The sequence below is a fragment of the Acinetobacter sp. ANC 5414 genome (genome assembly GCF_013004295.1).
Taxonomy (GTDB): Bacteria; Pseudomonadota; Gammaproteobacteria; order Pseudomonadales; family Moraxellaceae; genus Acinetobacter.
Genome location: NZ_JABERM010000010.1, coordinates 363,609 through 385,276, shown reverse-complemented (window position 1 = coordinate 385,276; position 21,668 = coordinate 363,609). Strand labels below are relative to the sequence as shown.

The following is a 21,668-nucleotide window of genomic DNA, read 5'->3' as shown; positions in this document are numbered from 1 at the left end:
CAACAGGTTTTATTGATTATTTTTAAACTTATTCAAGACTTCCAGATTCACACCACTCAGGCTAAATCCTTGTTTCTCAACAAGTTTTAATCAACATCACCGCCGATGGATGTGCATTATAGGGGATTTATTTTACCATGCAACCCCTTTTTTCAACTTTACTCACCATACGGGTATTTTTTAATCATTTTATCTTTTTTCCTACATATTTTGATCAAATTTGTTTTAATACCATCTCTCAAAGAACTGTTAATATACTTAATTAGGTATTTTTAGCTTTAAGCACCAGCTTACGATAAAGCTCTAGGATTTTTTATGCGTCACTTTCATTATGTTTGGGTTTGCCTTTTCTCTTTTGGACTTACTTCCCCTGTATTCGCAAATGATGCGATAGAAAATTCTGAATCTACTGCAACTAAAAACGTAGAAGCTTCCACAAAAAAAATCCAAACGGCTCAAAACCCTCGTCTTGAAGCATTGAAAGAATTAAAAAATATTAAAGCGAAAGATTTAAAAGTAAATGCAAATGCAACCCAACCTGAAAGTCAAAAAGATCCCTTGCAACCCTTGAATAGACAGATCTTTGCTTTTAATGATGTTTTGGATCGTCATGTGGCCCGCCCTTTGGCCGTTCAGTATAAGGAAAAAGTACCCACTGATGTACGTGGGTCGTATCGTCAGTTTCGCAAAAACTTGGGCGAACCTTGGAATGTGGTAAATCAGCTCATTCAAGGTCGTCCTCTTCGAGCTGCAGAATCTTTAGGACGATTTACGATTAATACCATCACTACTTTAGGTTTTGTAGATCCAGCTCGACGTATGGGATTAACTGCTGAAGAAGAAAATTTTGGTACCACATTAGGCTATTACGGTATCCCTTCTGGGGCATATTTAGTGTTACCCGTTTTCGGTCCAAGTACATTTCGTGATGGATTGGGTACCCTAGTAGACAGTCAAGCCCGCCCACAAAAATACCTTCTGGAAGATCATGACGGAATTTACTGGGCTGACCAAGCTTTAGGTGGCATTGATGCCCGCTCACAACTTTTAGATATAGAAGATGTGTTGCAAGGTGATAAATATGCTGCAATTCGTGATATTTACTTGCAACGTAAAAATTTCGCAATTGCAGAAAAAAAAGGGCTAGAATCTGAAAGCCTATTCATTGAAGATAATCTCGATAGCACTGAAGATGACGTGCCAGAAGATAATCAAAATAACAACCCAGATGAAATGCAAAATGATGATGTAGACACAACCACTAAATAAGTCTTTGCCATTGATTAAAAATATGATCAGCAGAGTATCTTTCTTTGCTGATCATTAGCTTGTTATAGTACAGCTATACGTTATTACCTTAAGGATTATACAATTTCTTTATGTATTTCATTCAACCGACTCGCAATATTCCTTATTTAGATGAGGTTCTAAGCACACTTCCAAGTGTGCAAATGATTCACATAGATGATATTGATTTGTATGATCCCACAATTTTAGCGATTGCAGATGTACAAGACTATCTGACTTATCAATGGTCACTCCCCACGATTGTGCTGGCTTTTGAAAATGAAGGCACAGCTTTAGCCCAAGCCTGGGAGCTGGGTGCTTTAGCTGGTTGGATCTGGAACAAATTACCCAGCGATCCCGAAGCCTCATTACTCAAAATTGATGCGCAATATAAACGTAATCAAGATAGTCGCGACCTTCCCTCAGCAGCACATTTGCAACAATGCCTACTTCCTAATCCGATTGAACTGATGAATTATAAAGTTGAAACCTTGTTTCAACCTTCTGCATACCTATCAGGTGATTGGTACGATTACTGGAAAATCAGCGATAAAGAAATTATGTTTTATCTGGCTGATGTTTCTGGGCATGGGGTAACCAGTAGTTTATTAACCTCTTGGATGGCTGCCTTTCATGGTCGCTCTAAAACACCGCGCGAGTTAATTAAAAAGCTCAACGGGATGCTGGTTCAAGAGAATATCGAAAAACATATTACGATGATTGCCGGGGTTTTAAATTTAGAAACGCATCAGCTACGTTGGTCCAGTGCCGGACATTACCCACCTGCAATTATCTTTGAACCGAACCAACCACCGCGCATTTTAAATACCAGCAGTTTCCCTCTAGGACTCACTGAAGATCTTGAAGTTGAAGAATTTGAATGTGTGTTGAATCGTCAGGCCCGGTTTATTATTTGTTCAGATGGTGCACTTGAACCTTACGATGGTGGTCTGAATGAACAATTTGAAAAATTAGTCTTCCATTTACAGAATCAATCCTTCCAAGCCCCTGAACATGTTGCAGACGATATTGCAATCCTAAGTTTACGTAGAATGAATTAATCATATAATCAATACGTTAACTTTCAACTAAGCGATATACGACTCTTGAGCACTTGAGTCTGTAGTAGCCCTATGTGATAATTTTAGGATCCTTCTCTGCAAATGGCATTTATATGTCAACAGGTCATGTTGAATATGCAAGCTTGAATGGAACGCATATTTTTAAGCTTATTGGCGAAGTGCGTGCCCAATCTTGTATCAGTCTAGACAAACTCCTTAGTAAAATTGAACAGCAATCAAATGTCGTTGGGGCAATCGTAGATTTAACCCAAACTACATTTATTGACAGCACTGTTTTAGGTGTACTTGCCAAGCTTGGTTTAAAGCTGAAACAGACTCACCAAATTCAGGCAGTTATGTTATCCACCAATCCAGATATTACCACCTTGGCCAATAGCATGGGCTTGGGTCAGGTTTTTGTGATCTTAAATTACTGCGGTGATCCAAAAGTATGTACCCGCGAATTAATTGAAGATCACATTACTCATAACGCAATGTTAACCACTGTTTTAGATGCCCATAAAACACTGATGAAGTTGAATGAAAGTAACCAAAATATGTTTGAGCCTTTGGTTAAACAATTACAAAAAGAACAAGACACCTTAGAACAAGTGTCTCAACAAAACGTATAAAAATTATTATTTAGAGCCATCACATGACTTTACTCTCTGTTGTACAAATGAATTCCCAAGATGATATTGAAGCCAATTTCATCGTGATCGAGTCATTGATACAACAAAGTAAAGCAGATGGTGCAGAGCTGATTGTTTTCCCTGAAAACTTTGTCTGTTTTGCGGGTGGAAAACAACGCGAGACGGCAGCGCAATTCGAAGCCATTCAACAGCGCTTGGAAAAACTTGCCCATCAATATCAAATCTGGATTGTAGCAGGCACTCTCCCATGCCCGTTCCGTCCAGATGGCTCTGTTATTACTGATGGTCGTGTACGTACGGTGAGTTTATGTATTAGTCCAGAAGGTACTGAAGCGCGTTATGACAAAATTCATTTGTTTGATGTACAAGTGGGTGATGCTGTCGGCGGATATCAGGAGTCTAAATTCTTTGAACCGGGAACAGATGTCGTTGTTGCAAAAACACCCTTCGGTAATATTGGCCTGATGGTCTGCTATGACTTACGTTTTCCTGAACTGGCGCTCACTTTACGTAGTCAAGGTGCAAATATCCTTACTGCACCCGCGGCATTTACCTACACCACAGGTCAAATGCATTGGCAGTTACTGTTGCAAGCACGTGCGATCGATAGCCAATGTCATGTCTTAGGCGCAGCTCAACAAGGCTGGCATGGTGAAAAGCGTCAAACTTGGGGACATGCCGGTGCAAGCAATAGTCGTGGTCAAATTTTAGATATCATTGATAGCGAAGGTGCAAGTTTAATTTCTGTTCCTTTTGACCTTACTGAACAAGAGGCTATTCGTGCATCTATGCCTTTAATTCAGCACCGTAAAATTATTAATTTCTAATTCAATTTAGCTTTAAACTTGAAATTTCTGCTTTATAAAAATTACAAAATCACTGCTTATTCTTTCATCAAAATCCCACACGATAACCGCTCATATCAAAATTTCAGGGATCATAAAAATGCCTTTAGAAAAAGCAGTCTATACAGCAAAAGCGAAAGCAACCGGCGGACGTGATGGGCGAGCCATTTCATCCTATGGAATTTTGGATGTCCAATTAGCCGTACCTAAAGAAATGGGTGGTGCGGGTGGTGGTACCAATCCGGAACAACTTTTTGCAGCCGGTTATTCAGCATGTTTCCTTGGTGCGATGAAATTTGTCGCCAACCGCGATAAATTAAATATCGCTAAAGATGCCTATATCGAAGGCGAAGTTAGGATTGGTCCCATCCCGACGGGCTTTGGGATTGAAGTAACACTGAATATTCATCTGGAAGGTATGGATCAGGCCGAAGCACAAAAATTGGTGGATGCTGCGAATATTGTTTGCCCTTATTCAAATGCAACACGTGGCAATATTAATGTGACGTTAAATACGATTACCTAACTAGAATCTAAATCTATCCTAAAATGAATCAGGTCATTTGAGGATAGAGTCTATTAATCATTTCTCAACTCTCTCATCGACATGAGCTATACCTACTGATCTGATTCAATCAGAAAAGCCAGGCAAATCCCCCAAGTAAATCTAGCCATCCAGAGATTACCAAAACCATCTTAAATTTAACGAATTTTATTAATAAATACTTTGCTCAGAAAAAATCTTAACAGCATCATTAACAGATATAAAAGGCTCAAAATCTAAGATATTTTTACTTTAGAGATGATTTGAACTGGGTAAAATTTTTATGAAAATGAAGCTTAGCTAATCGTAGTCATCCGACTGCCCCATTTCGCGCTCAACTGATGAAAAAAATTGCCGAACTTTGTTAAGTTCGGCAATTTATCAAATCATAAATAGTAAACAGAACTTGGTTTTAGTCCGCTGCTTCATTGGTGACACGAAGGACTTCTTCTAAAGTGGTTTTGCCTGCCAACACCTTACGCAAACCATCATCGCGGATGGAACCCGACTGTTTACGCGCATAGCTTTCCAGCTCATATTCCGCAGCATTGCCATGGATCAGACGGCGCATTTGATCATCGACAGGGACAATTTCATAAATAGCAGTACGTCCCATAAAACCGGTATGTGAACAATGATCACAGCCTTTCGGTTGCGGTAATTTTAGAGCAGTATCGATTTGTAAATGCTTGAAAATTTCGGTTTCAAAAGTATCCGCCTCATGCCATGTAGCACAGCGTGGGCATAAAGTTCGTACTAGGCGCTGCGCAATCACTCCAATCAGAGAACTGGCCAGCAGGAATGGTTCAATGCCCATATCTTTTAAACGGGTGACAGCACCAATTGCGGTATTGGTATGTAGGGTAGATAGAACCAAGTGACCTGTAAGCGATGCCTGAACCGCAATTTCGGCAGTTTCCAGATCACGAATCTCACCGACCATTACCACATCCGGATCTTGTCGTAACATGGCTTTTAAAGCACGGGCAAAAGTCATATCCACTTTGGTATTGACCTGAGTTTGCCCAATCCCTTCCAGCTGATATTCAATCGGATCTTCTGCCGTTAAAATATTTTTTGAACCATCATTGAGGTCTGACAATGCCGCATACAAAGTGGTCGTTTTACCTGAACCGGTGGGTCCGGTGACCAAAATAATGCCGTGTGGACGATGTACCAGATGGGTTAAGCGCTCATAGTCGGGCTGCATCAAACCCAAATGGGTCATATTGAGACGTCCAGCTTGCTTGTCGAGCAAACGCATCACCACACGTTCACCATGCGACGATGGCAAAGTCGATACACGGACATCTACTTCACGTCCGGCAAGACGTAAGGAAATACGGCCATCTTGCGGAACGCGCTTTTCAGCAATATCCAGTTTGGCCATGACTTTGATCCGCGACACCAACAACGGTGCCAATTCACGGCGCGGCTGAACAATTTCGCGTAGCTGACCATCGACACGTAAGCGTACGGATAATTTTTTTTCAAAAGATTCAATATGAATATCGGATGCACCGACGCGAATCGCTTCAGACAAAAGTGCATTAATCAGTCGCACAATCGGGGCGTCATCTTCCTGATCCATTAAGTCTTCAGCTTCAGGCACCGAATCTGCCAAACTAAGTAAATCGGGATGATCTTCCAGACCTGCAGCCACTTGTTGTGATTCGCCAGTATCTCCGGCAAAGCTTGAACTGAGCAATTGATGAAATTCTTGTTCGCTACATAATTGATGCTGTGCAGGATGACCCAAATATCGACGGGCTTCTTGTATCGCCAGCAATGGGGTATTTTCACGACGTACAATAAAGGCCTGATCACCCTCGTATCGAAGCAATACGCCATGACGCTTGGCAAAACTATAGGGTATTTGTAATTGTTTAAGTAGTTGCATCAAAGTTTATAATGATGAATAAATTGATTTGAGTGTACTCTAAGCATAAGACAGCGTGAAGTCTGTTTTTACTGATTAAGCAATAAAGGAAATGTGCCGTTGTCTAAAAGCAATGAATTGATCGAACCAGAGCACCCGAATTTAAAATGGTGGGGTGAACACACTTTTGAATTGAATCAGCCCAAAGCATGGCAATTTGGTTCACTGTTATTTCGCCTTACCCGTGGTCTGCAGGAATGGCGCATGGAATACCATCGCCCTCAAGTTCAGTACGACTATGAACAAAAGTGGCATGAAATTGAAGATCCCAATTTTGGTTTTCCACAACCGGTCAAAGTAGAACGCTATATGTTCAAGTCAACGCAAAACAAGTTGCAGCTTATGCCGCGTTTGGCTGATCGTTCCGTGGTGATCAAACCGGTTGATCCGATTTATATTCCTGCCGGACAACGTGGGACGCTGTATATCAGTACCCCCTTATGGATTGCCGGTTTTGTCGAAGGACAAAAAGATCCACTATTTGATATTCCAGTCATTCTGCCTAAAGACACCTGGTTTGGACCGAATCATCGCACTGGGGAGATTTGCTATGCCACTTCGGTCGATGGTCGGACTGAATTGCATCAGTTAAAACCACGGGCTTTTCGCGCTGTCACCCCGATTGAATTTCACAATACCAGTCATCAACAATTACGTTTTGACCGGATGAATGTACCTGTTTCTGCACTTCCCCTATTTTATAGTGAAAGCACCGGACGGTTATGGACTTCACAAATTAAAGTCTTGCATGAAGGTTCGGATCGACCGCCTCGAATTCGGATTGAAAACCGTACCCCGCCCCATGCAGGTGAAGTGATGTATCTGCATCCGCCACGTGCTCCAGCCAGTGCTTTGTTTAATATGTTTGATTCATTTTTCTAGGGGGTAATATGGCAGATTCAAATATTCCGAAAGAAATTACCCAAAGCGTCAAAGGCATTTTTACCAATATCAATACGGAACGCCTCACTGAAATTTTAGTGGCCGTGATCTTATCACTGATTGGCTTCCTGATTGCCCGCTTTGTCTCGAACGCCTTTATTCGCACCATTGGCTCACGTTTTAATGCACACCAGAGTCTAGTCTGGCGACGCGGTATTTTCTATTTCATCTTCCTGATTTTTGTGATGGCAAGCCTTAAAGAAGCCGGCTTTAAACTGAGTGTATTTTTAGGTGCTGCCGGTATTCTAACCGTAGCCTTAGGTTTTGCTTCACAAACTTCTGCCTCCAACTTAATCAGTGGCTTGTTCCTGATTGGTGAAGGTTCTTTTGAAATTGGCGATACCGTGCAAATGACCCTGATTCGCGGACATACCATTGAGGGTGAAGTGATTTCGATTGACTTGCTCTCGGTCAAACTGCTGACTCAGGACAATGTCTATGTTCGAGTTCCGAATGAACAACTGATTCGTGCACCCGTCTATAATCTGTCCAAGTTCCCCATTCGGCGTATTCCAATTACTCTAGCCATCAACTTTCATGAAGACATCATTAAAGTCCGTGAAGTGTTGCTCGATGTTGCCAATAAATATCCCCTGGTTCTGGCTGACCCAAAACCTGCCGTTACCGTCACCGCCTTCCGTGAATCATCCATTGAACTGTTATTTGCGATTTGGTGTGATCGTGAAAACTTTTTAAAAGTTCGTGACGAAATGCAGGAACGCATTCGTAATGGTTTCTTGGACAATCAGATTGAAATTCCTGTGCCGAAAATGGGCTTTGTCGATCGACCTGCGAATGTTCAGCCTTTAAATGAAGAAGATATTGATCAGTACACGAATGCCAAAGAAGTGAAGCGTGAGGCGGGGTTGAAATAGTTTTGATAAACCCCTCATCCTAACCTTCTCCCAAAGGGAGAAGGAAACAATTCCCTCTCCTATTAGGAGAGGGTTAGGGAGAGGTAAAATGTTAAATTTTTTCCACTTCAGGAATCGGTGCAATATACGCAATCACCAACATCACAAAACCTGCACCCAGGAATGAAATAACGCGGGTTATAGTCCCGATATGCGATAAATCAAACAGCACCAACTTCAAGGTCACAATCACCAGAATACTGCCACCTAGAATCCAGACTGAACGCAATTGTTTTCGACTAGCGAAGCTCATGGTCATAAAGGCCAAACTGACCCACAGCAAAGTCAAACTGAGTTGCACCGTGCCATCTTCCCATACAGCCAGTTCATTAAACGGCGTGCCCAAATACATGTGTAATGCGCGTAGCACAATATAACTGCTGAGCCAAAGCAGACTGAGTACCATAAGTACTGCCACGATGCCTTTATCTAAGCCCGATTTAACCTGCAATGACAGCATCCAGATAAAGCACGCCAGCATGGCGATACTGACCAGATCAAATGGATTAATAATCGGTAGAAAATAGCTTTGGAAAGCCTGTTGAGTAAAAAGTTGCGAACAGACAATCCATGTCGCCATCAACAGCAAACTACTTCGTGCTTGCCAGAACATTTTCCAGTCAGGATTATCCACTTGCCAATAACACCAGGCACAGAAAAACAAAGGTAAGATCACCACACTGATATAAGGCATGCTCGGAAACAAAGTTAAACTGGTCATGGCAAGACTGCTTAGCGTCCCAAAACTGACCCACTCTTTTTCAGTCCGCACACCTAACATCGGACGCAGCCATAATACAGTCAGCATCAAGCCAGAGAGTGCAAAACCAATGCGATCAAACATAGATAACCAAACAATAACCCCCTGCTTACTCTGATCAATCACAATAATCAGGGCAAATACAAAGACTGGAATTAAACCGAGCCATTTCGGAAATAACCACGACCACGTGGCTTTGCAACGTAACATGATCTCATTCATCAATAGATATAATCCACTAACAATCAACAGACTCATCACAAGCTGGTGAGGACTGTCAATTTCATCCAGCAACAGCACAATCAACATCGTGGTTGCAGACAGCATCTGCAAACAGTGAAAAGCGATGGTTGAATTGGTCAGCTGATTTCTAAAAGATTCTCGGCTATTAGCGACCAAGACCACGGCAAAATAGCTTAGGCATAGCCCCCAATACATCTCTCGTGGAAATTCATTCAACTCCACCAAGTAATACAAACTGGATAATCCGGCAACAATCAATAAGCCCATTGCAAGATAACGACTGATCTCCGACTTGCGATACAAGGCATAAGTAAAAATAACCAGCCCTTCCACTGCCCAGCCAATGACACTCCATTGTTTGTGTAAAAGAATCGGTGGAATCAGCGCCAGAAAAATCAGCATTAAACTAAAATAGCTTTGTGAAATTAGCTGCACTGCCTGATTGCGTTTCGACAGTTGATACAAACCTGCATAAACGGCTGCAAACGCCAGACTTGCACCGGCTTGTCGCAGCATTTCATCGAAATACATTAAATAAATAAAAATATAACCGACAATCGGTGCACCAAAAATCAGGGCAATATCTAAAGCAGGTTTGAGTTTGAATTGGGTAAGATCATCTTTGGCAATAAGCTGGCTAAAACGAAAACTCAACCATACAAATATGGCAGTATGGATAATAACCAACAACGTTAAAGTATTGCGTTCTTGTTCTTCACCCTGATAAAAGGCATAGCCTCCCCCGACAATCACCGTCATTAAAAAGGCAATTTGATTGAGGATTTTCCAGGGGCGTAAAGTACTTAAGATCGCAACGGCAAGATTGATCACCACATAATAGGCAATCAGTTCAATGGCGGTGGCATTACGAACTGGTAGGGTAAATGGTGCAATATAAGCAATGATCAGCGCCATCAGTGCCAGTTCAATGGATTGTTGTTTTAAGCTTAGCGCGAGTGTCACGCTCATAATGACGGCAAAACACAATGCAGCCATACCTAGAGTAAGAATCACGGCATTGTAATAAGCAAAGAATAGGGTCAAAAATAATGCCGCCAAACCCAGACCTTCTAAAGCCAGTGCAAAACTGCGGTTTTTAGTCTGCAACCAGTAACCGAGTCCGGTCACTGCAGCACTAACACTGGCAACAATCGCCAGCTTCAATGCCAGACTGAGTTGCCAATGTTCGGTAGCAAAACGCAGTAATAATACGATGCCAATCACCAACACCAATATTGCCACTTTTAAAACCGGATTACCTTGAAAAATCCACTGCTTTAACTGTTCAATCAATTCCGATGACGATGATGCAGGCTGAGTTTCATGAGGCTGAGACGGTGGATTTTCAACAACAGAAGAAGCCAGTGTTTGAGTGTGCGGCAATTGCGTTTGAATCTGGTTCAATAAACCTTCTAAACGGCGCAACCACCTCAGAAAGAAAAAAATCCACGCCGTGATGCCCAGTCCCACGACAAAATGCCACTCCATTGCACCACCGACAAGAGCAACAATTGAACAAAGATATAAAGGAACTTTAGAGCTTTCTTGAACTGAAAGATTTGTTTCTGCAGCAATTTTAACTACCGGTGTCTGAATAGCATCGACATATTGCATCAGGCTCATGACAAAGGCTAAACCACATAAATAGGTGAAGATGCGTACATCCAAAAACCAGGACCCCACGCCGACAATAATCAGTACCATCAGCCAAATCATCCGGATTTCGCCCTGTCCTTTCCTCATTTTTTCTTTATCTCAATCCTGATTGATTCGATGATACAACAGCTGTGACCTTGATTTTTAAGCATTCATCAGATATTCGGTAACACGCATCTTGAATGATGTGTCTATGTTCATGGGCAAAATCACGTACAATAAGGCCGATATTTGAATTAGGAATCTTTCAATGCCACCATTTGTTTTGGTCGATGGCTCATATTTTTTATTTCGTGCATATCATGCACTGCCACCACTAACCACTTCGACTGGTTTACAGACCAACGCAATTCGTGGTGCCATTTCTGCAATTCAAAAGTTGATGCGCCGTATTCAGCCAACGCATATGGCAGTGATTTTTGATACGCCTGAGCCGACGTTCCGTCATCAGCTTTCACCCATTTATAAGGGTGACCGTCCAAGTATGCCGGATGAACTGTCTCAGCAGATTCCCTATCTTCACAACCTGATCCGTGCTTTGGGTATTCCTTTGTATACCCTTCCAGGTGCTGAGGCGGATGACGTGATTGGTACCTTGGCTAAACGTGCAGAAGCCAAAGGCTATCAAGTGCTGATCTCGACTGGCGATAAAGACATGGCGCAGTTGGTCACCGACAAAGTGACCCTGGAAGACAGCTTTAAAGATAAGCCGATGGATGTCGATGGCGTGTTTGAAAAATTCGGGGTTTGGCCGAATCAAATTATCGATTATTTAACCCTGATGGGCGATGCCTCGGATGGCATCCGTGGCGTACCGGGCGTGGGCGCTAAAACGGCTGCTAAACTTTTGACTGAATACGGTTCAATTGGTGGCATTTTAGAAAATGTCGATCAAATCAAAGGTAAAGTCGGTCAAAACATTAAAGACAATGTTGAAGGCATTACTCTGGATCATCAATTAGCCAGTATTGTTTGCGACCTTGATATGGGCCTCACTTATGAAGATCTTAAACTTCTTGATCCCAATGTCGAAGAACTGCGTCGCCTGTATACCGAACTTGAATTCCGTAACCAGTTACAGTCTTTGGATCATCCAAACAATCCGAATAATTCAGTTTATAAACAAACCTCTAAAGTGATTGAAAAAACTGCGCACTCAGAAGTCGTCATTGAAACTGAAGATCAGGCAGATATCACCAGTGTAGATGATCAACTTGGCAAAGCCAATTATCATACCATTTTAACTCAAGCAGACTGGGAGCAGCTTTTCCAGCGCTTAAACAGCGCCAAACGTTTTGCCTTTGACACTGAAACCACCAGTCTGGATTATCGTGTTGCTGAAATGGTCGGCTTTTCACTGGCTTTTGATGCTAATGATGCCTATTACATTCCACTGGCACACGACTATGAAGATGCACCGGAACAGCTGAATCGTGAAACCATCCTTGCGCAAATCAAACCGATTTTAGAAGATGATTCAATACAAAAAATTGGACATCATTTAAAATATGATGCACACATTTTGCAAAATCACGGCATTGAATTACAAGGCTGGTATTTCGATACCATGCTGGCTTCATATGTTTTAAATTCTGTGGCGACCCGTCACGGCATGGATGATGTTGCGCGTTTATATTTGAGTCATTTGACCACCACCTTTGAACAAATTGCCGGCAAAGGGGTTAAACAAAAAACCTTTAACCAGATCGAGATTGAAACTGCCGCGCATTATGCTGCTGAAGATGCGCATGTGACCTATCGTCTCTACGAAGTCTTGTCGAAAAAGTTGCAGACCATTCCTGAGCTGAACAATATTTTGCACAATATTGAAATGCCGGTAGCGCGTGTGCTGACCATTATGGAAGAAAACGGCATTGAACTGGATCTGAAATTTTTAGATCAGTTGAGTGTCGATTTTTCGAATACTATCCAAAATCTGGAAAACCAGATTATCGAATTGGCCGGTCAGCCGTTTAATGTCAGCTCGCCGAAACAGGTCGGTGAAATCCTGTTTGATAAACTGGGACTGAAAGGTGGCAAAAAAACCTCCACCGGTCAATACAGCACCAGTGAAAGTATTCTGGAAAAAATCGACCATCCGATTACCGATTTAATTTTGCAATACCGTGGTCTTTCCAAACTGAAAAGCACCTATACCGATGGTCTACAAAAACAGGCCAACAATGACAGCGGACGTGTACATACCAGCTATCATCAGGCTTTAACGGCAACAGGTCGTTTGTCATCGACTGATCCTAACTTACAAAACATTCCAATTCGTGAAGAAATTGGCCGTCAGATTCGTAAAGCTTTTATTGCACCTGAGGGTCGGGTCTTGCTTGCAGCCGATTATTCACAAATTGAATTGCGTTTAATGGCCCATCTTTCCCAGGATGAAGCCTTGGTCGATGCCTTTAAGCATGGTCAAGACGTGCATCGCCGTACTGCGGCTGAAGTTTTGGGGATTGCGCTTGAAGACGTAACTAATGATCAACGTCGTCAAGCCAAAGCCGTCAACTTTGGGCTTCTATATGGTATGTCGGAATTTGGTTTGATTCGTCAACTGGGCTTTACCCGCCAAGAATCGCAAGACTATATCAAGCAATATTTCCATCGCTATCCGGGCATTTACGAGTATATGCAACGTACGCGTCAGGTGGCTTTGGAACAAGGTTTTGTTGAAACGATTTTAGGTCGTCGCCTTTATACACCGGATATCGACGCACGAAACATGATGGTCCGTAAAGGCGCTGAACGTGCTGCAATCAATGCACCGCTACAAGGCAGTGCAGCCGACATCATTAAAATGGCGATGATTGAAGTCGATAAAATGTTACCGAAAGATCAAGCCAAAATGCTGTTACAAGTACACGATGAATTGGTATTTGAAGTCGATGCCGACATTGCCGATGAACTGGCACCTAAACTGGCTGAAGTGATGCAATCAGTGGTTAAACTTTCAGTTCCATTGATTGTGGAAGTGGGTAAAGGCATGAATTGGGATGAGGCGCATTAAAGAAGTAGAGAGTTCCTTCTCCTTTTAGGAGATGAAGATTCTCGAAATTTCGAGTCTGCAAGGGAGAGGTTAAGTTTGAAAGCCCCTCTCTTGCGTAGCCGTGCTGCTCATCTCCCGGAGGGAGAGCACCTGTCAATACTCTCCCATAAATCCCCGATCTATTCCCTATTTTCATAAATCATAGAGCATTTCAACAGACCATAAAAAAGGACTCCATCGAGTCCTTTTTTATTGAGCAAATTTTAAAGCCCTGTCAAAAGCACAATCGCCACTTGATTCATGATGATTTCAGCAATATACAAAGTCAAAAATGCAATGATTGGAGATAAATCAATCATCCCCATATTCGGCAAAATACGACGGAATGGTGCCAATAATGGTTCTGCCAGTTCTTGAATTACTTCAATATAAGGTGAGCGCGACTGTGTAAACATCACTACCCAACTTAAAATAATCGTCGCAAAAATCAAATAACGGCAGAAACGGATCAAGTCCTGAATCATGGTGACAAAAGTCAAAATCACCAAATGCACAGGGCTATTCGGCATGGCACCTGAAAGGTACATCACCCCAAAAATCTTGAGCAAATATAACAGTACCACCAATGCCAAAGCCGCTAAATTGACACGACCTTTTGCCACAGTGGGAAAAATACGACCAAAAACATCAACGATTTTCGTGGCTTTTACCGTAGACATGACCACTGGATTATAAGCATTCACCGCTGCCAACTGCATGAGAAAACGGAAGAACACGAGCAAAATCGCTACGTTAATGATAATGCCAAAAATTAGCGCAGAGTTTGCACCCATACTGGAACTTTCCTAAATAAAAACGAGTTATTTGCTACTTTCACTTAGCTCTTGAGCAAGTTCTTGACTGCGCTTTTGAGCTGCAGCCAAAGCGGCCTGAATATTTTGAGAGATTTGTGCACGATCAAATACTTCGAGTGCAGCCTGTGTTGTACCGTTTGGAGAGGTCACATTTTTACGTAACTCAGCAGGTGTGTTTGCACTGGTGATTGCCATTTGTGCAGCACCTAAAGCCGTTTGTAAAGTCAGGGCTGTCGCCACTTTCTCATCCAAGCCCAAGTTTTTCCCTGCACGAATCATGCTTTCCATCATATAAAAGAAATATGCTGGACCAGAACCAGACACGGCAGTCACTGCATCAATCTGTGCTTCTGAATTCACCCAAAGGGTTAAACCGGTTGCTGCTAAAACCTGGCTTGCAAGCTCACGGTCTTTTGCATTCACCGCGTCATTTGCATACAAACCATGTGCCCCGGTTTGTACCAAAGCAGGCGTGTTCGGCATGACACGAACAATTCGATCGGTGTCTAACAGATTTGCGATGGTCGCAATTTCTGCCCCTGCAACAATCGACATCACCAATTTGCCATTGAACAAACCTTTAAGGGGTTTTAATACGCTGGCCAACACTTGTGGCTTCACCGCAAAAAGTACGATATCGGCATCACGAATAGCAGCAATATTGTCATCGGTGACATGCACATCTTTTTCTTCTAATAAAAGACGGACTTTTTCGACCGGATCAGAAACTGTAATACGTGTTGGCGGCAAACCACGCGAAATAAGTCCGCCAATCAAGGCTTGAGCCATATTACCGCCACCAATAAAACAAATATTACAATTTAAAGCTGCATTCATGAATCATACTCGAATTAGAATTTTTTAACTAAGAGATCAAATTTGGTTGCCAACCACCGAATTCACAATATTCAGATTGAGCTAACCAAAACCCTTTCGGTGTAAAAACACCAAGCATAACATTATCTATGCTTAATATTTGAATTCTATAACGCTGCCAAGGAAAAATTTGTGCTTCCTGAATGGCTTTTTTTAACGGCCAAGCCCCCACTCGTCCATACAAATGAATTTTTTCTCCGCCTTGGCGCATCACCAGATTCAATTCTTTACCTAACAATGACGCTGACAATCCAGTTTTTGCAGTTTCAGCAAGATACTCTCCTGAAAGGACATTCACTTTTTGACCTAGTTCCAGACAGACGGTTTGTTCGGGAATATGGCTTTGATTTTTTTCAGCCAGATATTCTTCAGGACTTAAACGATAAAGTTTTTGCTGATAACGCACATAATAATATTGGTTCCAGTGCAATGCTGCCTGTGAATCCGACTTGGATTCAATCACTTCATGCAACAAGCGTTCCACCATTTCAAAACTAGGTCGATAGGTATCCGTCCCTTTCATCCAGGCGGATAACAGTTGTCTTTGACGCGCGTTTGATAATTGGGATAATTTTTTTAAATCAATTTTTGTTGTTGATCCGCAAAGTGCTAAATCTTGTTGTAATACTTCTTGCAGAATTTCGTCAGCATCTTGCATTAAATAGCTGGTGCGACTGAGTGCCTGTTGCATTTTAGGATAACGGTTTTGCAACACTGACCACAATTCATGACGGCACCAGGCACGATCATAATAGGTATCTAAATTAGTGGGATCTTCAATATTTTGCACATTGAGTTGTATTGCCCATTGGCAAATCTGCTCACGTGAGAGATCCAGCAGTGGTCGCCAAATCGTGAATTGCTCACGAACATCAACCTGTTTCATGGCAGCTAAACCATGCACGCCTGCACCGGAGAGCAAACGCAACATTAAAGTTTCCGCTTGATCTTGCTGATGATGTGCCAGAACTAAAATTTCATTGGATTTTAAATGTTTTGAATAGGCTTGATAACGTGCGCTACGTGCCTGATGTTCCAAGTTGCCGGCTTGCACCTTGACTGTTTCTACAACACAAAGAACATTCAGCGCAGCACATTGATCAGATACAAACTGTCCCCAATCTGCACTCATTGCTTGCAACTGGTGATCTATATAGATGGCACGGATTTTTTCAGGATATAAATAAGACATTAAATGCAGCAGCAGCATGGAATCCATGCCGCCACTACATCCAATTAAAAAAGTGCTCTCTGAAGGAAAGCACTGGATTTGATTTAAGACGCCAGACCTAAATTGTCGCTGCCAAACTTCATTAAACGCTGGTAACGTGCTTCGCATCTTTCATTCGCATCCATCGATTGCAATTCTTCTAAAGCCTGTTGTAACACATCTTTAAGAGCTTGCATGACTTGTTCAGGCTGCAAATGTGCGCCTTCACCTTCATCCACTACATATTCCACAATACCCATTTTTTGTAGTTTTTCAGCAGTCAATGCCAATGCTTCACTGGCTTGTTCCGCTTTTTCTGCTGTTTTCCACAAAATGGATGCACAACCTTCAGGTGAAATCACTGAATAAATACTGTGAGAGAGCATCACCACACGATCTGCTACACCAATACCCAGTGCACCACCAGAACCGCCCTCACCCAATACTGTTGCAATCACAGGTACTTTCAAGCTTGAAAGTTGCGCAAGGCTGGTGGCAATCGCTTCTGCCTGACCACGTTCTTCTGCACCCACACCTGGATATGCACCCATGGTATCGATAAAAGTAAATACTGGCAGATTAAATCGCTCAGCCATATCAAGCAAACGCTGTGATTTGCGATAGCCTTCAGGATTACTCATACCGAAGTTATGTTGCAATTTTTCACGCGTGCTACGACCACGGTGTTGCCCAACAATCATGACTGGCTGACCATTAAAACGTGCCAAGCCACCGATCATTGCACCATCATCACCAAACAACCGATCACCATGTAGAGCATCGAATTCAGTGAAGATTTCACCAACATAATCCAAAAATTGCGGACGTTCCGGATGACGTGCAATTTGAACCGTTGTCCATGCCTTAGATTGAGCAGCTTTATTTTTCATAGGTCGACCATTATCCCAAAACTAACAATAGCTTGTTAACCAGTAACTTGTTAATAGATAAATTGTTCCGACTGAATATTCAATTCAATATCCCAATGCTTGAACTGCACCTGTTCATCGTGCAAGTCTGCTACAAGCAAAGGCCATTGTTTGGCATCGCCAGAAACGCTTAATTGCCATTGTTGCTCATTGTCGACACTTAATTCAATGGCAGGAAGCATCTCATCGCTACGACTATGATTTAGTAAAACAGCTAAACGAAGCAATAGACTTAGGTAAACTAATTTGCTACCGCCCACCTTCATCACATCCACTCGGCCGTCACTGCGTAACTTGCGACGATGATGTGCAACTAAGTGTGAAAGGTGGTTTTGGTCAATTTGCGAGAAGCCGGCAATATCTGAATGTTGTAATAAATACGCCCCATGACGGTGATAACCCGCATGACTAATCGCCAAGCCTATTTCATGTAAATAGGCTGCACGACGTAATAAATCACTGTCTTCACTGTTTAAATTCAGCACCTTAGCGACACCATCAAATAAATACTGTGCAGATTTCACCACCCGTTCAGCCTGTTTTGGATCTGCGTTATAGCGTCCCATTAAAGCTTGTACACTTCGGTCACGAATATCTTCATGCTGGAAACGACCCAGCAAGTCATACATCACCCCTTCGCGTAATGCCCCATCGGAATACACCAGCTTGTTCAACTCTAGTACGTCGAACACAGCATATAAAATGGCAACCCCTGCTGGCAAAACTGCTCGACGGTCTTCTTTTAAACCATCAAAATCAACTTCAGAGATATGCTTAAATTTGAGTAATTTTTCTTTGAGTTTTTCCAGACCTTCGCGAGTCAAGTTCTCCTTCTCATCGCTCCAGCCCATATTGACAGTAATTTGACGACAGGCTTTAATGGTGCCGCTTGAACCGACAACCGTATCCCAACCCGCTGTTTTATAAGTGTTGGCAATACCTGAAAGTTCTTTACGTGCAGCAACGACTGCTTTATCAAAACTTTTCTGATTAATTTCACCTTCACTAAAATAAGCTTTAGTAAATGCTACACAGCCCATTTGCAAAGATTCGGTATGAATTGGCTCGAATTCTTCACCAATAATGAGTTCAGTTGAACCACCACCAATGTCAATCACCAGACGACGACCACTATTGGCCATGGTATGAGAGACACCCAAATAAATCAGACGCGCTTCTTCACGACCGGCAATGATTTCAATCGGTTTAGGTAAAATTTCCGCAGCCTTTTGAATAAATTCATGACCATTCTTGGCTTGACGTAAAGCATTGGTCGCTACAATTCGCATCCGGTTCGCCTGTACTGAACTTAAGCGTCCGACAAAGCGTGCCAAACAAGCCAACCCCCGTTGCTGTGCAGCTTCAGTCAGGTTTTTATTTTCATCCAGACCAGCAGCCAATTGTACTTTTTCTGACATTGAAGCAACTTTCTTTACTTCGCCATGATCTACACGTGCAATAGCAAGATGAAAACTGTTCGACCCCATATCGATGGCAGCAAGTAACTCTTCATCAATCAAAAAATCAGACATTATTCAACGAACCTATAAGAATTATGCTTAGAGTAATTCACATGCATCCAATTTAAAAGCCATTTATCAGCTCAAATGAATCAGTTTTTATGTTTTTATAATTGACAATTGCATGACACGATTATCAATATCGTGAGCATCAATTAGACAAACTCAATATAATGTTTGAAAATCTACATATCCCACTACATAGTTAAACGAGGCTATGTAATACTTATAGATATAGAACTATCTTAAAATTTTATCTGGAGCATATCCATGTCTGGCAATATCGTAAACACAACTGATGCAAACTTCGAAGCTGACGTTTTACAATCTGACGTTCCTGTACTAGTTGATTTCTGGGCAGGTTGGTGTGCACCATGTAAAGCCATTGCACCTGTATTAGAAGTACTCTCTACAGAATTCGAAGGCAAAGTTAAAGTTGTTAAAGTTGACGTGACTGCTTGTGAAGCAACTGCCGTGAATTACAACATCCGTAACATTCCTGCACTTTTGATGTTTAAAAATGGTGAAGTAGTCGCTCAGCAAGTAGGCGCAGCACCAAAATCTAAATTGACTGCATTTATTGAAGAAAACATCTAATTCAAAAACAGTACAATTTAATCAAATACGCTATCTCCGGATAGCGTATTTTTTTCGTCTATAAATTGACAAAACTTGTATTCTCTCTTATATTGCATGTTCAAGGAATAAAGGATTTTCAATCCGCAATTTTCTTACAAGACACAACACATAAGATCGCCGCTCGGCAACAGAAATTGTTTTTACACTTTTTTCTTCGAAACAATGAATCAGACCTCTGAATTGTTATTGTGCAAATACAATTACGTTACTTTTATTGCGTGCACGCGGCTGAATGTTGCTCCCTTTCCTCATCTGTATTCCAGAATTTTGATTCTATCTGACCACCTATGAATTTAACTGAACTCAAGAAAAAACCGATTGGCGAACTCATCAAGATTGCCGAGTTTATGGGCCTCGAAGGAATGGCTCGTAACCGTAAGCAAGACATCATTTTTGCCATCTTAAAGCGCCATGCAATGAATGGCGAAGAGATTTTTGGTGATGGTGTTCTAGAAATTCTATCTGATGGTTTTGGTTTCCTCCGCTCTGCAGCAGGTTCATATCTTGCAGGTCCTGATGACATTTATGTCAGCCCATCTCAAATTCGTCGCTTTAACCTACGTACAGGTGACACCATCACAGGTACGATTCGCCCACCGAAAGAAGGCGAACGCTATTTTGCTCTATTAAAAGTTAATCAAATTAACTACGACACGCCTGAAAACTCACGTAACAAAATCCTATTCGAAAACTTAACCCCATTGTTCCCAACGGAACAATTGGTGATGGAACTGGGTAACGGTACCACGGAAGATTTAACTGCACGTGTGGTTGACTTGGTGGCTCCAATTGGTAAAGGTCAACGTTCAATTATTGTTGCACCGCCTAAAGCCGGTAAAACAATGTTGTTGCAAAATATCGCGCAGTCGATTGTACGTAACAACCCTGAAGTGTTCCTGATCGTTCTTCTCATTGACGAACGTCCAGAAGAAGTAACTGAAATGGAACGTACAGTTCGTGGTGAAGTCGTTGCATCAACATTTGATGAAGCACCTGCTCGTCACGTACAAGTCGCTGAGATGGTCATCGAAAAAGCAAAACGTTTGGTCGAACACAAGAAAGACGTGGTGATTTTGCTTGACTCAATTACTCGTTTGGCACGTGCATATAACACGGTTATTCCTTCATCAGGCAAGGTACTTACCGGTGGTTTGGATGCACATGCACTTGAACGTCCAAAACGCTTCTTCGGTGCAGCACGTAATATTGAAGAAGGTGGTTCACTGACAATCATTTCTACTGCCTTAATTGAAACAGGCAGCAAGATGGATGACGTGATCTACGAAGAATTCAAAGGTACCGGTAACCAGGAAATTACCCTTGATCGCCGTATTTCTGAAAAACGCGTATTCCCTGCCATGAATATCAAGAAATCAGGCACACGTCGTGAAGAACGTCTCATGAGTGAAGATAACTTACGTAAAGTTTGGATTCTGCGTAAGCTGCTTCACCCGATGGATGAATTGGCGGCAATGGAATTCTTGCTTGACCGCATGAAAGAAACCAAAACCAATGATGATTTCTTCGATCAAATGAAACGTAAAGCAACCAGCTAATTCGATTCATTATTATTTTATGTATAAAAGGCTATCTATAACGATAGCCTTTTTATTTGGTTGACTTCACTTACATAACGCTACAATTGACCTTTTTCTTTGTAAACTTTTATGCAAGCTTATGATTGTTAAAATATTCATACAAAAAAAACCATAGTTTTTAGCAAGTTATTTAGTAATTATCCAATATAAACCCTCTACTTGATTGTTATTTTCTGTTAATAAATTGCTCATTTCTCATCATT

At 41.9% G+C, this 21,668-nt stretch carries 17 protein-coding genes; 10 read left to right on the top strand and 7 right to left on the bottom strand.

Features of this window, described 5'->3' with window-relative positions:
- Positions 1 to 315 precede the first annotated feature (315 nt).
- The 5 genes from HLH18_RS07565 to HLH18_RS07545 all read left to right on the top strand — a co-directional run bounded on the left by HLH18_RS07565 (position 316) and on the right by HLH18_RS07545 (position 4,372).
- The gene (locus HLH18_RS07565; protein WP_171546339.1) at positions 316 to 1,269 is read left to right on the top strand and encodes an MlaA family lipoprotein; all 954 of its coding nucleotides are present in this window, start codon (positions 316 to 318) and stop codon (positions 1,267 to 1,269) included.
- A 110-nt stretch (positions 1,270 to 1,379) separates the two neighbouring features.
- Positions 1,380 to 2,348 (top strand): RsbU family protein phosphatase GigA, encoded by a 969-nt coding sequence (gene gigA, locus HLH18_RS07560; RefSeq protein WP_131290227.1) that lies wholly within the window; start codon positions 1,380 to 1,382, stop codon positions 2,346 to 2,348.
- A 113-nt stretch (positions 2,349 to 2,461) separates the two neighbouring features.
- Positions 2,462 to 2,980, top strand: a complete 519-nt coding sequence (gene gigB / locus HLH18_RS07555; RefSeq protein ID WP_171546338.1) for an anti-anti-sigma factor GigB — start codon at positions 2,462 to 2,464, stop codon at positions 2,978 to 2,980.
- Between the two features lie 23 nt (positions 2,981 to 3,003).
- Entirely contained in the window at positions 3,004 to 3,828 is an 825-nt protein-coding gene (locus tag HLH18_RS07550; RefSeq protein WP_171546337.1) for a carbon-nitrogen hydrolase family protein, read from the top strand.
- Between the two features lie 118 nt (positions 3,829 to 3,946).
- Positions 3,947 to 4,372 (top strand): organic hydroperoxide resistance protein, encoded by a 426-nt coding sequence (locus tag HLH18_RS07545; RefSeq protein WP_171546336.1) that lies wholly within the window; start codon positions 3,947 to 3,949, stop codon positions 4,370 to 4,372.
- A 430-nt stretch (positions 4,373 to 4,802) separates the two neighbouring features.
- Here HLH18_RS07545 and gspE read toward each other — a convergent pair whose 3' ends face one another.
- Entirely contained in the window at positions 4,803 to 6,290 is a 1,488-nt protein-coding gene (gene gspE / locus HLH18_RS07540; RefSeq protein ID WP_171546335.1) for a type II secretion system ATPase GspE, read from the bottom strand.
- Positions 6,291 to 6,389: 99 nt separating this feature from the next.
- Between gspE and HLH18_RS07535 the strand changes: the two genes are divergently transcribed.
- Positions 6,390 to 7,211: a DUF432 domain-containing protein gene (locus HLH18_RS07535; protein ID WP_171546334.1), complete on the top strand. Its 822-nt coding sequence runs from the start codon at positions 6,390 to 6,392 to the stop codon at positions 7,209 to 7,211.
- An 8-nt stretch (positions 7,212 to 7,219) separates the two neighbouring features.
- A complete protein-coding gene (locus HLH18_RS07530) occupies positions 7,220 to 8,146 on the top strand; it encodes a mechanosensitive ion channel family protein (protein WP_171546333.1) in 927 nt (308 codons plus the stop codon).
- 91 nt (positions 8,147 to 8,237) lie between these two features.
- On the opposite strand, the gene HLH18_RS07525 is transcribed toward HLH18_RS07530, so the two are convergent.
- Positions 8,238 to 10,931: a DUF2339 domain-containing protein gene (locus HLH18_RS07525; protein ID WP_171546332.1), complete on the bottom strand. Its 2,694-nt coding sequence runs from the start codon at positions 10,929 to 10,931 to the stop codon at positions 8,238 to 8,240.
- A gap of 163 nt (positions 10,932 to 11,094) precedes the next feature.
- On the opposite strand from HLH18_RS07525, the gene polA reads away from it, so the two are divergent.
- Positions 11,095 to 13,860 (top strand): DNA polymerase I, encoded by a 2,766-nt coding sequence (gene polA, locus HLH18_RS07520; RefSeq protein ID WP_171546331.1) that lies wholly within the window; start codon positions 11,095 to 11,097, stop codon positions 13,858 to 13,860.
- Between the two features lie 242 nt (positions 13,861 to 14,102).
- Here the strand turns inward: polA and HLH18_RS07515 are convergent, their stop codons facing one another.
- Genes HLH18_RS07515 through ppx form a run of 5 tightly spaced genes read right to left on the bottom strand, consistent with a single transcriptional unit; the run spans position 14,103 to position 19,240 of the window.
- On the bottom strand, positions 14,103 to 14,672 hold the full coding sequence (locus HLH18_RS07515) for a YggT family protein (protein WP_067721822.1): 570 nt from the start codon (positions 14,670 to 14,672) through the stop codon (positions 14,103 to 14,105).
- A gap of 27 nt (positions 14,673 to 14,699) precedes the next feature.
- Entirely contained in the window at positions 14,700 to 15,530 is an 831-nt protein-coding gene (gene proC / locus HLH18_RS07510; protein WP_171546330.1) for a pyrroline-5-carboxylate reductase, read from the bottom strand.
- Positions 15,531 to 15,558: 28 nt separating this feature from the next.
- A complete protein-coding gene (gene tilS / locus HLH18_RS07505; RefSeq protein ID WP_171546329.1) occupies positions 15,559 to 16,908 on the bottom strand; it encodes a tRNA lysidine(34) synthetase TilS in 1,350 nt (449 codons plus the stop codon).
- Positions 16,845 to 17,669 (bottom strand): acetyl-CoA carboxylase carboxyltransferase subunit alpha, encoded by an 825-nt coding sequence (locus tag HLH18_RS07500; protein ID WP_131267058.1) that lies wholly within the window; start codon positions 17,667 to 17,669, stop codon positions 16,845 to 16,847. The genes tilS and HLH18_RS07500 overlap by 64 nt, the downstream gene beginning before the upstream one ends.
- Before the next feature lie 50 nt (positions 17,670 to 17,719).
- On the bottom strand, positions 17,720 to 19,240 hold the full coding sequence (ppx, locus tag HLH18_RS07495; RefSeq protein ID WP_131290264.1) for an exopolyphosphatase: 1,521 nt from the start codon (positions 19,238 to 19,240) through the stop codon (positions 17,720 to 17,722).
- 258 nt (positions 19,241 to 19,498) lie between these two features.
- Here ppx and trxA point away from each other — a divergent pair, with 258 nt between their 5' ends.
- Together trxA and rho are read left to right on the top strand one after the other, a co-directional pair.
- Positions 19,499 to 19,825: a thioredoxin gene (trxA, locus tag HLH18_RS07490; RefSeq protein ID WP_086175779.1), complete on the top strand. Its 327-nt coding sequence runs from the start codon at positions 19,499 to 19,501 to the stop codon at positions 19,823 to 19,825.
- A 329-nt stretch (positions 19,826 to 20,154) separates the two neighbouring features.
- Positions 20,155 to 21,423 (top strand): transcription termination factor Rho, encoded by a 1,269-nt coding sequence (rho, locus tag HLH18_RS07485; protein WP_131290267.1) that lies wholly within the window; start codon positions 20,155 to 20,157, stop codon positions 21,421 to 21,423.
- The last annotated feature ends 245 nt before the right edge of the window (positions 21,424 to 21,668 follow it).